The 13,679-nt window shown below is 72.6% G+C and carries 11 protein-coding genes; 8 read left to right on the forward strand and 3 right to left on the reverse strand.

Annotated features, from left to right (window positions below; genetic code table 11):
- Positions 1-310 precede the first annotated feature (310 nt).
- On the forward strand, positions 311-1,411 hold the full coding sequence (prfB, locus tag FRAAL_RS05915; protein ID WP_041940213.1) for a peptide chain release factor 2: 1,101 nt from the start codon (positions 311-313) through the stop codon (positions 1,409-1,411).
- A gap of 569 nt (positions 1,412-1,980) precedes the next feature.
- Positions 1,981-2,817 (forward strand): polysaccharide deacetylase family protein, encoded by an 837-nt coding sequence (locus tag FRAAL_RS05920; protein ID WP_011602550.1) that lies wholly within the window; start codon positions 1,981-1,983, stop codon positions 2,815-2,817.
- Between the two features lie 203 nt (positions 2,818-3,020).
- Here FRAAL_RS05920 and FRAAL_RS05925 read toward each other — a convergent pair whose 3' ends face one another.
- Positions 3,021-4,208 carry a uroporphyrinogen-III synthase gene (locus FRAAL_RS05925; protein ID WP_011602551.1) on the reverse strand — a complete coding sequence of 396 codons (1,188 nt, stop codon included), beginning with the start codon at positions 4,206-4,208 and terminating at the stop codon, positions 3,021-3,023.
- Positions 4,209-4,521: 313 nt separating this feature from the next.
- Between FRAAL_RS05925 and nirB the strand changes: the two genes are divergently transcribed.
- The 4 genes from nirB to FRAAL_RS05945 all read left to right on the forward strand — a co-directional run bounded on the left by nirB (position 4,522) and on the right by FRAAL_RS05945 (position 9,925).
- Positions 4,522-7,182 (forward strand): nitrite reductase large subunit NirB, encoded by a 2,661-nt coding sequence (gene nirB / locus FRAAL_RS05930; protein WP_083866982.1) that lies wholly within the window; start codon positions 4,522-4,524, stop codon positions 7,180-7,182.
- Entirely contained in the window at positions 7,179-7,520 is a 342-nt protein-coding gene (gene nirD / locus FRAAL_RS05935; RefSeq protein ID WP_011602553.1) for a nitrite reductase small subunit NirD, read from the forward strand. Before nirB ends, nirD begins: the two co-directional genes overlap by 4 nt.
- A 234-nt stretch (positions 7,521-7,754) precedes the next feature.
- Positions 7,755-8,588, forward strand: coding sequence for a uroporphyrinogen-III C-methyltransferase (cobA, locus tag FRAAL_RS05940; RefSeq protein WP_011602554.1), 834 nt, complete (start codon positions 7,755-7,757; stop codon positions 8,586-8,588).
- Between the two features lie 308 nt (positions 8,589-8,896).
- On the forward strand, positions 8,897-9,925 hold the full coding sequence (locus tag FRAAL_RS05945) for a glycoside hydrolase family 26 protein (protein WP_011602555.1): 1,029 nt from the start codon (positions 8,897-8,899) through the stop codon (positions 9,923-9,925).
- Positions 9,926-9,970: 45 nt separating this feature from the next.
- Here the strand turns inward: FRAAL_RS05945 and FRAAL_RS05950 are convergent, their stop codons facing one another.
- The gene (locus FRAAL_RS05950) at positions 9,971-11,170 is read right to left on the reverse strand and encodes a PQQ-dependent sugar dehydrogenase (protein ID WP_231861529.1); all 1,200 of its coding nucleotides are present in this window, start codon (positions 11,168-11,170) and stop codon (positions 9,971-9,973) included.
- Positions 11,171-11,347: 177 nt separating this feature from the next.
- Complete coding sequence (locus tag FRAAL_RS05955; RefSeq protein WP_011602557.1) at positions 11,348-11,533, reverse strand: hypothetical protein; 186 nt, start codon at positions 11,531-11,533, stop codon at positions 11,348-11,350.
- Between the two features lie 307 nt (positions 11,534-11,840).
- Here FRAAL_RS05955 and ftsE point away from each other — a divergent pair, with 307 nt between their 5' ends.
- Positions 11,841-12,710: a cell division ATP-binding protein FtsE gene (gene ftsE / locus FRAAL_RS05960; RefSeq protein ID WP_011602558.1), complete on the forward strand. Its 870-nt coding sequence runs from the start codon at positions 11,841-11,843 to the stop codon at positions 12,708-12,710.
- Positions 12,710-13,582, forward strand: coding sequence for a permease-like cell division protein FtsX (gene ftsX / locus FRAAL_RS05965; RefSeq protein WP_041940216.1), 873 nt, complete (start codon positions 12,710-12,712; stop codon positions 13,580-13,582). The genes ftsE and ftsX overlap by 1 nt, the downstream gene beginning before the upstream one ends.
- The last annotated feature ends 97 nt before the right edge of the window (positions 13,583-13,679 follow it).

A 13,679-nucleotide genomic window follows, 5' to 3' on the forward strand; every position in this document is an offset into this window, starting at 1 on the left:
CGGGTGTCGGTTGGCCGGATATTCGCGAGCCCGCATCCCGTGTTTCAGGCTGATGTCTCCATGCCTTTGCATGTTTCATCGACGTGGCTTTTCACGACCGCAGCCCGGTGTCGGCGCGACGGCGGCGGACGGTGTCGGACGTGGCCGCCGACCGTCCTCGGCGGCCGGTTGGTTCGTAGGCGGACGACCTCCCGCCGCCCCGGTCGGCCCCGCGCCGGGGGACGGCCAGCCCGGCCGCTGTGGTCCGTCGCGCGTCGGGTCAAGATCAGTCCTGCCCGTGGTCGCGGGAGGCGCCGGTAAGGTGAACACCATGGCCGTCGACCTGTCCGAGGAGATCAAGCAGCTCGATGCCACGCTGAGCGGCATCGAGTCCGTTCTCGACGTGGAGGGGCTGCGCCGTCGCGCCGAGGAGCTGGAGCGGCAGGCCGCGGACCCCGACCTGTGGTCTGACCAGGACCGGGCGCAGGTCGTCACCCGGCGCCTGTCGTCGACCCGCGGCGACATCTCCCGCGTGGAGGGGCTGCGCCGCCGGCTCGACGACATCGCCGCCGCCGCGGATCTCGGCGACGACGACCTGCTTGCCGAGGCTGCGGCCGATCTGCCGGCGCTCAACGGCGACATCTCCGCGCTGGAGGTGCGCACGCTGCTGTCCGGCGAGTTCGACGAGCGGGACGCGATCGTGCAGCTCTCCGCGGGTGCCGGCGGCGTCGACGCCGCCGACTGGACGGCGATGCTGCTGCGGATGTACCTGCGCTGGGCCGAGCGCCACGGCTACCCCACCGAGGTCTTCGACACCTCCGAGGCCGAGGAGGCGGGCCTGAAATCCGCCACCTTCCAGGTCAAGGCCCCCTATGCCTACGGGACGCTGCGCAGCGAGCACGGAGTGCACCGGCTCGTGCGCATCTCGCCGTTCGACAACCAGAACCGGCGGCAGACCTCCTTCGCCGGTGTCGAGGTGACCCCGGTCGTCGAGCTGTCCGACCACGTCGACATCGACGACAAGGACCTGCGGATCGACATCTTCCGGTCCTCCGGCCCGGGCGGCCAGGGGGTCAACACGACCGACTCGGCGGTCCGTATCACCCACCTGCCCACCAACATCGTGGTCACCTGCCAGAACGAGCGCAGCCAGCTCCAGAACAAGGCCGCCGCGATGATCGTGTTGCAGGCGAAGCTCCTGGAGCGGCGTCGCGCCGAGGAGGCCGCGGCCAAGCAGCGCATCACCGGCGGCCCTCAGGACGTCTCCTTCGGATCGCAGATCCGCAACTACGTCCTGCACCCCTACCAGCTCGTGAAGGACCTGCGTACCGACACCGAGACCTCGAACACCGGCGGTGTGCTCGACGGCGAGCTCGACAATTTCATCGATGCCGAGATTCGGTGGCGGCGGGCCGTCGAGAACCAGGCGTGAGGGCGCCAGCCCCGTCGCCCGGTGCTGTTCGGCGTCGGTTCTCCGCGCCTGCGCGGATCGATCGATCGAAAGACCTGTTCTCCGCCGTGGCCGGCGGCCTTCACGTTTGTCGTTCATGCCTTCCGCGGGGCTACCCATCCGTGTTCCCCCGATTTACCGGACGATTTTGAATTCGACCGTATCCGCGGTGAACGCCCGGTGAAATGGCAGTGATCCGGCCGGCGGCCTGATCCGGACCGTCCGGCGAGTGGGTCGGGACCGTGTAGACCACCCCTGGGTGACGTCTCCGGCGGATCTCCCGATGCCATTGGCACGCCCGGTATGCGCGTGTAGAGTCCCGGGTAGTTCGCGGACCGTTCGATGTTTTAGTTTCGGCCTCCTGAGCTGGTTCGCGCACTACTTCACTCGATGGGATGTTCGCCCGTGTCACCTGTTCGTCCACGATTGCGCACCGTCGTCGCGGAGGGAGTACGGCCTGTGTCCCTGCAGATGAATGCACACAGGTATATGCACGGAAATTTCCGGCTCGATCCGGGCATGACGGCGATCGTCGCGGGTACGGGAACGAGGTGACCACCCTGGCGACCGCGCTGCCCGGTGCCGCCTCCGGCGTGCTGGACGAAGCGCCTCCGATGCCCCTGCCCGTCCTGATGTACCACAGCGTGGGTGACTCCGTGAGTGCCGACTTCCGGCGCTGGGAGGTCCCGCCGGGCCTGTTCGCCGAGCAGCTCGGCGCGCTCGCGGCCAGCGGTTACCACCTCACCGGGCTCACCGACGCGCTCGCGCATCCGCACCGCCGGCAGGTGGCCATCACCTTCGACGACGGCTTCGAGGACTTCGTGACGACGGCCCTGCCGGCCCTGCAGACGGCCGACGCCGGGGCCACCCTCTACATCCCGACCGCCTACGCCGGCCGGCGCGCCACCTGGTTGGACGACTACACCGAACGAAATCTCCCCCTGCTGGGCTGGTCCGACCTGGCCGACCTCGCGGGGGAGGGCATCGAACTGGGCTCGCACGGTCATCGCCATCTCGAACTGGACGTGGTGCCCACGGCGCTGGCCCGCTATGACGTGACCGCCAGCCGGCGCATGATCGAGGAGAAGACCGGGCGCAGCCCGGACAGCTTTTCCTACCCCTTCGGATACCACTGCGCGTCGGTTCGGCACGTGGTCGCGGCGGCGGGATTCGATTCGGCCTGCGAGGTCGGTTACCGGCTGCATCAGCCGACCCAGTCCCGTTTCGGCATCAGCCGGCTGGTGGTGGACCGGGCGGCCGGGGCGGCCGACATCCTGCGCCTGGTTTCCCTCGGGCACCGCGATGCGCTCACGAGTGCCCGGCGCGGGTTGCGGTCCGGCTGGCGGGCATATCGCGCGGCGCGCTGGCGGCTCGGCCGGGACGGCTGACCGCGGGTCCGCAACGGCGCGGCGAAAACGCGCCCGTGCGCAGGCGCGCGCCACCATTCCCGGATGACGTCGTCGGACGAGGTGTCCGACGCTGTCGTGCGCTGTTGTCCCTTGTTGTCGGATGGCGTCGTCCGGCGGGGGCGTCCGATGACGTCGGGGCGACGGTGGTCAGGCAGAGGAATCGGAGAAGGTCGCGCTCCGGCTCAGGCGATCGCCAGCCGGTAGCCCCGCTTGATGACGGTCTCCACTGCGCGGCCGGCCGGGCCGAGCGCTGTGCGCAGGCGGGCGACGGTCATCTCCACCGCGTGCTCGTCCGTCAGCCCCGCGGTGCCCGTGCGGCGCAGCAGCTCCGCGCGGGACAGCACCCGGCCGGGACGCTCGGCGAGTGCGTCGAGCACCGCCGCCGTCTTCGGCGCCAGCATCACCGGCTCCCCGTTGACGATCACCGCCGCGCCCTGCACCCGCAGTACGTGCCCGGCGGCCTCGACGGTGCGCACCCGCCGGCGCGGCAGCTCGTCGGACAGCGTGCGCACCAGCGCCCCCAGACGGTAACGCTCCGGCGTCACGACGGGGATCCCCGCGCGGACGAGGGGCGCGGCGCACACCGGTCCCACGCAGGCGGCCAGCACGTCGGCGCGCAGCGCGGCCAGCGTCTCGTCGAGACGGCCGGCCTCCCGCGCGGTCCCCAGCAGGCTCAGCACGGCCGGCGCGCTGGTGAAGGTCACCGCGGACACCCCGCCGGTGACGATCAGCTCCACCATCCGCCCGACCGGGCGCAGGTCCTCGGGCGGCTCCCACCGGTACACCGGGATCTCGACCACCTCCGCCCCGGCGGCGCGCAACCCCTCGACCATGTCCGGCAGCGGTTCGCCGTGCAGCTGCACGGCGATGCGCAGGCCGGCGAGGTCGGTGCCGAGGAGATGGGCCATGAGCTCCGCGCCCGACTCCGAGTGGGGCGACCAGCACTCGGTCAGCCCCGCCGCCCGGACCGCGCCGGTCACCTTCGGCCCGCGGGTGAACAGCCGGGCCTGCGCCAGGCGGTCGCGCAGACCGTCGCCGAGACCCCAGCCCTCGGCGGCTTCCAGCCAGCCACGGAAGCCGATCGCGGTCGTGGCGATCACGACGTCGAGGCGCTCGGTGAGGCAGGCCCGGGTGGCGGCGAGCAGCTTCCCGTCGTCGGCAAGCGGGACGATGCGCAGCGCCGGTGCCTGCACCACCCGGGCGCCTCGCCGTTCGAGCAGGCTGGCGAGCTCCTCGCGGCGCCGGGCCGCAGTGATCCCGACGGTGAACCCGAGCAGCGGAGGCAGCTCCGTCACCGGCATCCGTTCCGTCACCGACGCACCGTCGGCGATCTCGCCGGATTCGGGCCGCGCGGAACTGGGGGTTGGCAAGATGACGACCTCCTGGCCTGTGGACCCACGCCGATCTCAGGTCCCTGGAAGGATCAGGCACCCCGATGTCCGGGCGCTTACCGGTTGGCAACGGCGCGGTTAACCGGCGTCGTTTCGGTCCTGTGAGGCCTGTCCGGTCCGGGCCGACGGAGTCTCACATCGGGCCGCGGCCGAGGGTGCGTGCCTTGTTTCCGCGACGACGTCGACCTGAGTCGGCGGCGACATCCACCGCTCGTACGGTCAGCCACCGTAGCGGGTTCCCTCCGACGGTGGCGGATCCCTGGATCGGATATGGGACATGGGTGGTGCGCGGATGTCTGCTCGGTCGCTGGTGGTCGTCGGTCACGGCATGGTCGGCCACCGGCTGTGCGAGGCGCTGCGGGAACGGGACGCCGGGCAGGTCTGGGACGTCACCGTCCTGGCCGAGGAGCCACGGCCGGCCTACGACCGGGTCGGCCTGTCGGCGTACTTCACCGGGTCGACGGCGGACGACCTGAGCCTGGTCGCGGCCGGTTTCCTCGACCATCCCCGGCTGCGGGTCCGGCTCGGTGAACCCGTCGTCGCCGTCGACCGGGCCACCCGCACGGTGCGCACCGCCCCCGGGCACAGCTACCGGTACGACGCCCTGGTGCTCGCCACCGGCTCCTCGCCGTTCGTGCCGCCGGTCCCCGGGCGCGAGGCCGCCGGCTGCCACGTGTACCGCACCATCGAGGACCTGGACGCGATCAGCGCGTCGGCGCGGTCGAGCCGCACCGGCACCGGCGTCGTCATCGGCGGCGGCCTGCTCGGCCTGGAGGCGGCGAACGCCCTGCGCAGCCTGGGCCTGACCACCCACGTCGTCGAGTTCGCCCCCCGGCTGATGCCCGCGCAGGTCGACGATGCCGGCGGCCAGACGCTGCGCGCCCACATCACCGGGCTCGGGATCGGCGTGCACACCGACACCGCCACCGAGCGGATCGAGGCCGACGCCGACGGCCGGGTCGCCCGGCTCGTCTTCGGTCGCCACCCCGAGGGCCTGGCCGGCCTTGACGCCGACGTCGTCGTGTTCTCCGCGGGTATCCGCCCCCGCGACGAGCTGGCCCGCGCGTGCGGCCTGCCCGTCGGCGAGCGGGGCGGCGTCGTCGTCGACGAGGGCTGCCGCACCGGCGACGAGCACGTCTACGCGATCGGCGAGTGTGCGGCGGCCGGCGGGCGGGTCTACGGGCTGGTCGCCCCCGGCTACGCGATGGCCGAGGTCGTCGCCGACCGGCTCCTCGGCGGCGCGGCGACCTTCACCGGCGCGGACCTGTCCACCAAGCTCAAGCTGCTCGGCGTGGACGTGGCGAGCTTCGGCGACGCCTTCGCCGCGACGCCCGGTGCGCTGCCGATCACCTTCGCGGACCCGGTCACCGGGGTCTACAAGAAGCTGGTGCTCTCCGACGATGCGGCCAGCGTGCTCGGCGGCATCCTCGTCGGCGACGCCGGCGAGTACGGCACCCTGCGGGCGCTGGTCGGCGCCGCCGGTGCGGTCCCGGACGACCCGGCGCGGCTGATCCTGCCGGCCGGCGACGGCGACGGTGCCGGCGTGGCGCTGCCCGCCGAGGCGCAGATCTGCTCCTGCAACAACGTCACCCACGGCCAGATCTGCGCGGCGATCGGCGACCACGGGCTGACCGACGTCGCCGGCCTCAAGGGCTGCACGAACGCGGGCACGAGCTGCGGAAGCTGCGTGCCGATGCTGAAGACGATCCTCGGCCAGCAGCTCGCCGCCGCCGGCATCGCGGTCTCCACGGCCCTGTGCGAGCACTTCGACCACAGCCGGGCCGAGCTGTTCGAGCTCGTCCGCGTCCGCGGGATCACGACGTTCTCCCAGCTCATCGGCGAGCACGGGCGGGGCCGGGGCTGCGAGGTCTGCCGGCCGGTGGTCGCGTCGATCCTCGCCTCGATCCACAACGGCTACATCCTCGACGGCGAGCGGGCCGCGCTGCAGGACACCAACGACCACCTGCTGGCGAACATGCAGAAGGACGGGACGTATTCGGTCATCCCCCGGCTGCCGGGCGGCGAGGTCACCCCCGAGGCGCTCATCCTCATCGGCGAGGTGGCCCGCGACTTCCACCTCTACACCAAGATCACTGGTGGTCAGCGCATCGACCTGCTCGGCGCCCGTGCCGAGGACCTGCCGAAGATCTGGAAGCGGCTCACCGATGCCGGGCTGGAGTCCGGGCACGCCTACGGCAAGTCGCTGCGCACGGTGAAGTCCTGCGTGGGGGAGACCTGGTGCCGCTACGGCGTGCAGGACTCCACCACCCTCGCCATCGACCTGGAGCTGCGCTACCGCGGGCTGCGCTCCCCCCACAAGATCAAGATGGCGGTTTCCGGCTGTGCCCGCGAATGCGCCGAGGCGCGTTCCAAGGACGTCGGCGTGATCGCCACGGAGCTCGGCTGGAACCTCTACCTGGGCGGCAACGGCGGTCACCGGCCGCGGCACGCGGAGCTGTTCGCCGCCGACCTCGACACCGAGACCCTCGTGCGCTACATCGACCGGTTCCTCATGTTCTATGTGCGCACCGCCGACCGCCTGCAGCGCACCGCGCCGTGGGTGGAGGGCCTCGACGGCGGCCTGGCGCACGTCCGCGAGGTGATCGTCGAGGACTCGCTGGGCATCTGCGCCGAGCTGGACGCGGCCATGGAGCACCACGTCGACACCTACCAGGACGAATGGAAGGCGACGCTGGCCGATCCGGTGGCGCTGCGCCGGTTCACCTCGTTCGTCAACGCCCCCGACACGCCCGACCCGGACATCCTCCACGTGCTCGACCGTGGCCAGCCCCGGCCGGCCCGCGACGCCGAGCGGGTGGCGCTGATCGCCGGGACGACCCTGCCGGTCGTGCGCCAGCCCGGCCCGCCCGAGTCCGCCGCCGCCCCCGCCCCCGCCGCGACGCCGGCACTCGCTCTGCCGGACCCCGCCGAGACCACCTGGAGGTCAGCGTGAACTGGACCGATGTCTGTGCCCTGGAGGATCTCACCCCGGACCGGGGGGCCGGCGCGCTCGTCGACGGCGCGCAGGTCGCCGTGTTCCGGCTCAGCGACGGGCCGGTCGTCGCGGTCGGGAACACCGACCCGATCTCCCGGGCCAACGTGCTCTGCCGCGGTCTCGTCGGATCCCGTGGCGAGCGCGCCGTCGTCTTCTCCCCGCTGCACAAGCAGGCGTTCGACCTGGTCACCGGTGTCTGCCTGGACGCCGAGGGCGTGTGCATCCCGGTCCACCCGGTCGAGGTGCGGGCCGGTCGCGTCCTTGTCGGCCCGGCGGCGGACCGGCGCGATGGCTGAGCCTGCCCGGTCTGGGCCTGCCCGGTCTGGGCCTGCCGACCTGGGCCTGCCGGTCTGAGCACGTCCGGTCTGGCCGCATCCGGTCTGGTCGCGTCCGTCCGGCCTGGGCAGGTCCAGACGGACCGCGCGATCCGCCCCGAACGGGCTGGTCAGGCCGCACACTGGGAGAGTCGTCGCGCCCGGGGCTCGCGCGCCGGCAGCCGAGACGGGCCCGGCAGGGCGACAGCGACGGAGGTGATCGGCGTGGACAGACCCTCCGAGGGTTGGGTGGCGCTCGTCGGCGGCGGGCCCGGCCGGGCGGATCTCATCACCGTGCGCGGCCTGCGTCTGCTGCGGATCGCGGACGTCGTGGTGGTCGACCGCCTCGCCCCCCGCGAGCTGCTGGCCGAGACCCGCCCCGACGCCGAGATCATCGACGCCGGCAAGGCCCCGCATGGCCACAACCTGACCCAGGACGAGATCAACACGGTGATCGTCGACCGTGGCCGGCGCGGACTCGGAGTCGTGCGGCTCAAGGGCGGCGACCCGTTCGTCTTCGGCCGCGGCGGCGAGGAGGCCCTGGCCTGCGCCGCGGCCGGACTGCCGTGCGAGATCGTCCCCGGGGTGACGAGCGCGGTCGCCGTCCCGGCGCTCGCCGGCATCCCGGTCACCCACCGTGGCATCACGCAGGACGTGTCCTTCGTCAGCGGGCACGTCGATCCCTCCCATCCCGGCTCCACCGTCGACTGGGACGCGCTGGCCACCGGGCCGGGGACGGTCGTCGTGCTGATGGGGGTGGCGGCGCTGGCGGGGATCAGCCGGGAGCTGGTCAAGCGCGGCCGGCGCCCGGACACGCCGGCCGCGGTCATCCACGCCGGGGGCACCGCCGACGAGGTCGTCCTGACCGGCGCGCTGTCGGACATCGCCGAGCAGGCCGCCGAGGCCGGCATCGGCTCGCCCGCCGTCATCGTCGTGGGCGACGTGGTGGGCCTGCGCGAACAGATCGTCGGCGTCAGGTCGGCCCGGCGCGGTGCGGACCACCCGGCTGATCCACCCGGCCTGATCCACCCGGCCGACGAGCGGAGCTGACCGCCGCCTCGTCCAGCTTGCCGGTCCACCCCCGGGACGGGGCAGCCTCTGTCCGAGCCCGGCGTCCCGCCGGGTAAGGGTGATCATCGGGGATCCGGACAAGCCGGAAATTGACCCTTACGTTAGGGTTTACCCTTCGAGGTGGTGTGCCGGGGCGCGGCCAGCAGGACGTGGGCCGCTTCCGATCGAGGGGGGTGTGCGGTCGTGGAGACCACACGGGGGGCCGTCAGATGATCATCTGCGGGAGGTCCTCCTGCCCGACGGGGGGACCCTGCTCCCGGATCCTCTGCGCGCGGGGCGGCCGGGCAGTGGCGCCAGGCCCGCATCTGCGGGGCCGCGACCGGCGCTTCCGCCGGCCGCGCCCGCCGCTGCCGCTGATCCTCGGGCTGCTGATCCTCGGGCTGCTGGCCGAGGGGCTCGGTGCCTGCTCCGGCTCGTCGGAACCGGCGCCGGAGCCGAAGCCGGCGGGAGTGCACTGGGTGTCTGGCACCAATGGCAACTACCCGGCCGACGTGAACGCCTGGTCCACGTTCACCGGCCGCGGGATCGGGCTGGCGGTCGTCTTCACCAGCCGCAAGGACTGGTACAACCTTGTCTCGGCGGACTGGCCGACGGCGGCCTTCACCCGGGACAGGTTCCCCGGCGCACTGTCGATCGCGCAGCCGCCGTTCCCCGAGGACGGCGACGAGGCCACCTGCGCCGGCGGCGCCTACGACGGCTACTGGCGCACCTTCGGCGAGACGCTGACGAAGTTCGGTCGGGCCGACGCCTACGTCCGCCTCGGCTGGGAGTTCAACGGCGCCTTCAACTACTGGCACGTGCGCGACGTCGAGACCTGGAAGACATGCTTCCGTCGAACGGTGACCGCGATCCGGTCGACCGCGCCGGAAGTCAGAATCGACTGGAACATGAACGCCCACGCCGACAGGCTGCCTGGTAGCGGGCGGGACGTGTGGGATGCGTATCCGGGTGACCGGTACGTCGACGTCGTCAGCATCGACGCGTACGACTTCTACCCCCCGTCGGTCGACCAGAAAAGCTGGGACCTGCAGTGCCACCAGCGGTCCGGGCTGTGCACGGTGATCCGGTTCGCCCGTGATCACGGGAAGAAGTTCGCCGTCCCGGAGTGGGGGGTGGCCTGGTCGAACGGCGGTGGGAAGGACAACCCCTTCTACATCGGCAAGATGCACGAGACGTTCGTGGCGCATGCGGCGGACCTGGCCTACGAGGCCTACTTCAACACCTCCGAGCCGGCGAACGTCCGGTCGTCGCTGTATCGACCGGATCTGAATCCGAACTCCTCGAAGCGTTACCGAGAGCTGTTCGGCAGCCGCTGAGTGGCCCCGCGTGCCGGGGTCGCCGGCTCGACGATGCCGCGGCGGCTAGCGCAGGGCGACGATGCGGTCGTCGCCCTGCTTCGGGGCGCCGCGGCCGTCGGTGTTGTTGGTGAGCAGCCACACCGAGCCGTCGGGAGCGGCCACCGCCGCGCGCAGCCGGCCCAGCTCGCCGGTGAACAGCGCCCGCGGTCGGCCCTGCACACTCGCCCCGGCCAGGGTGAGCTCCCACAGCCGCTGCCCGCGCAGCGCCGCCACGTAGAGGGTGTTGCCGCGGATGGCGATCCCGCTCGGGGACGCCTGCGCGGTGGGCCAGGTGACCAGCGGGTTGCGCAACCGGCCGCCGTCGGTGTCGCCGACGCCCTCGACGCCGGGCCAGCCGTAGTTCCCGCCCGCAACGATCAGGTTGATCTCGTCGAGCCGGTCCTGGCCGAACTCGGACGCCCATAGTCGGCCGGCGGAGTCCCAGGCGAGGCCCTGGACGTTGCGATGGCCGAGGCTGTAGACGAGGGAGCCGGGGAACGGGTTGCCCGGCGGGACGCCGCCGTCGGGTCGCATCCGCAGGATCTTGCCGTTGAGACTCGACCGGTCCTGCGCGCGCGTGCGCACCGTGGCGTCCCCGACGCTGGCGTAGAGCAGGCCGTCGGGTCCGAACCGAATCCGGCCGCCGTTGTGGAACGTGGCGTCGGCGAGCCCGGTGAGGATCGGGGTGGGCGCCTCGGCGTGGTCGCCGGACAGCCGGAAGCGCACGATCCGGTTGTCGGTGGCCGAGGTGTAGTAGGCGTACACGAGCCGGTCGGTCGCGAAGGCCGGGGAGACCGCGAGCCCCAGCAGCCCCGACTCGCCGTGGTGGACCACGCCGGGCAGCCTCGTCACCTCGGTCGCCCGCCCGCCGCCCGCCGGCAGCCGCAGGATCCGCCCGCTGTCGCGTTCGCTGATCAGAGCCTCGCCGGACGGCAGGAAGGCGACGTCCCACGGCGCGGCGAGCCCCGTGACCACGGTGCGCAGCCCTGCCGCGGCCCCTGCACCGGTCGCCCCCGGACGGGTGCTCGCCGCATCACCGGCCGACGGACCTGCGGCCGGCGCCGCGAGGGCGGACGCACCGGCGGCGGAGGGCTGGGAGCCACCGCCGCACGCGACCACCCCGACCGCGGCCACGGCGAGTGCCGTGGTGAGCAGGATCAGCCGGCGCAACCACTCTCGGCCACCGCGGCGTGGGCCGACTCGCCCGGGGCGCCGGACGGGCACAGCTGGGACCATCGACGCTCCAGGCGGCAGGTTGCGGGCATCGACGGAGACAGTACGCCCGGACTTCCTCAAGGCCAACGATCGCCGGGTCACCTGGGCGCCCGGCCCGGCCGCCTTCGGACGAGGGTGCGCCATGGCCGGAAGGTGGACGTGTCGTGGCCCGCCCGGGCCTCAGGTTCAGGTGGCGTGGCGGACGGCCAGGGCCGCGAGCATCATGACGATCGCAATGATCGCGAGAATGAGCTGCGGGGAGATCGTGACGGAGTTCCGGCGCAGGTACTCGCGCGACGCGCGGCAGGTGGGGCACCGACCCTCGATCACCAGACCCGAGCAGCGCGCGCAGACCAGATCCTCGCTGCCCATGCCGCCTCCTTCCCGCTTCCCGCCGCGGCACGTCGACCGCGGATCTGAGGGATCGTCCCCACAGTCCCTCCGGGGAGCCGGGCCCGGCGCCGTGCCGGTCGTCCCCCGCTCGCCCGCCGGAACGGGATCCGGACGATCGACTCCCTCTTACGGTACGCCCGCGGGCGCCCCTTCGCCCTGCCGACGGACGGTGGGTAGCCGGGCTGGCGCGGCTCGCCCTCGCGTGCGGCGCCGTGCGGCTCCGGTCACGTCCTACCATCTCTGTCACGGAATGTAGATGACCTGGTGCTCGACGTGAGGATGTGCGGTGATCGTCCTGAGCTCGGTGAGCAAGTGGTACCCCAACGGCGCCCGGCCCGCCCTGATCGACGTCAGCGCCGAAATCGGTGCCGGAGAGTTCGTGTTCCTGGTGGGGCCGTCCGGATCCGGCAAGTCGACGCTGCTGCGGCTGCTGCTGCGGGAGGACCGCGCGACCAGCGGGCAGGTCGTCGTCGCCGGCCGGGACGTCGCCCGGATTCCGGATCGGCGGGTTCCGCAGCTGCGCCGGATCGTCGGCTGCGTGTTCCAGGACTTCCGGCTGCTGCCGAACCGGACCGTGGCGGCCAATGTCGCGTTCGCCCTCGACGTGGTCGGCCGTCCCCGACATGTCGTGCGCAGCGTCGTCCCCGAAGTGCTGGAGCTGGTCGGCTTGGGGGAGAAGGCGGACCGCTATCCCGACGAGCTGTCCGGCGGCGAGCAGCAACGGGTCGCGATCGCCCGGGCGTTCGTCGGTCGGCCGCGGGTGCTGCTGGCCGACGAGCCGACCGGGAACCTCGACCCGGCCACCAGCATCGAGATCATGAGCCTGCTCGACGCCGTCCACCGCGCCGGCACGACCGTCGTCATGGCCACCCACAACGCGTCCCTGGTCGACGCGATGCGGCGCCGGGTGCTCGAGCTCGGCGACGGCGCACTGATCCGCGACGAGGCCGACGGCCGCTACGACCAGACCGCGCCGCAGCCCCTGCCGCCGTCCGAGCCAGCGCCGTCCGAGCCAGCGCCGTCCGAGCCAGCGCCGCTGGTGCCTGCGATGGTGGTGCCTGCGATGGTGGTGCCCGCCCAGCCGACCGGGGGGGCGCCCGACGGCGGCCCCCGCAGCCCGTGGGCGGCGCCGACGCGCAACGGCCCGGTCGGCTGATGCGCCCGGGCCCGCTGGCCTCGTTGCTGTGGACGGGGCTGCGCCGCAACCTCGCGATGACCGGGGCGGTGATCGTCACGGTGACGATCTGCCTGGCGATGCTCGGCGCGGGCCTGCTGCTGCGGGCCCAGGTGCACACCATCGACGGCTTCCTGCTCGACCAGATCGAGGTCGTCGTCGACCTCTCCGACGGCATCACCCCCGCCGAGCGGTCCGCACTGGAGGCGGAGATGCGCCGTGACCCGCTGATCGTCGGTGTGCACTACGAGACGAAGAAGCAGGTGTACGAGCGGTTCCGCCGCGACTTCCGGGGCTCGCCCGACGTCGTCGCCGGGGTCGGCCCCGAGGATCTGCCCGCGGCCCTGCGGCTGACCCTGGCCGATCCTCGGGCGTCGCGCGACATCGTCGTCACCTACACCGGGCTCGACGGGGTGGAGGCGGTCCGGGACCAGCGTGCCCTGCTCGATCCGCTCTACCGCTTCCTCGACGCCTTCACCGTCGGCGCCTTCACCCTGGCCGCCGTGCAGGCGCTCGCCTCGTTCGCGCTGATCTACACGATGATCCGGATCTCCGCGCACGGCCGCCGCCGGGAGACGGCGATCATGAAGCTGGTCGGGGCATCGAACGGGACGATCCGGGCGCCGTTCGTGCTGGAGAGCGCCGTCGCGGGGCTGGCCGGTGGGCTGCTCGCCGCCGGCGTGCTGGTCGCGGCGAAGGTGTTCCTGGTCGACGGCCAGTTCGCGCGGCAGACGATGTTCCCGCTGTTCGGCTGGTCCGCGGTCTGGGAGTCGGCGGTCGTGGTCCTCGCCGCCGGCGTGGTGGCCGCCGCGGTGATGGCGTCGATCGCACTGCGCCGCCACCTGCGCGTCTGAGCCGCCCCCGCATGATCGATACAATGGTGGATGGCTGCCGGCCCAGCGCCGTGCGGGCGTGGGGCGCAGCCAGGACGTAGGTTCGGGGACGTTCGCG

Source organism: Frankia alni ACN14a (genome assembly GCF_000058485.1).
GTDB classification, from domain to species: Bacteria; Actinomycetota; Actinomycetes; order Frankiales; family Frankiaceae; genus Frankia; species Frankia alni.

Bases quoted from the DNA above. Each gene is read 5' to 3' on its own strand.
- prfB (WP_041940213.1), top strand. From the start codon at position 311: ATGGCCGTCGACCTGTCCGAGGAGATCAAGCAGCTCGATGCCACGCTG.
- nirB (WP_083866982.1), top strand. From the start codon at position 4,522: ATGTCTGCTCGGTCGCTGGTGGTCGTCGGTCACGGCATGGTCGGCCAC.
- FRAAL_RS05955 (WP_011602557.1), bottom strand. From the start codon at position 11,533: ATGGGCAGCGAGGATCTGGTCTGCGCGCGCTGCTCGGGTCTGGTGATC.
- ftsX (WP_041940216.1), top strand. From the start codon at position 12,710: ATGCGCCCGGGCCCGCTGGCCTCGTTGCTGTGGACGGGGCTGCGCCGC.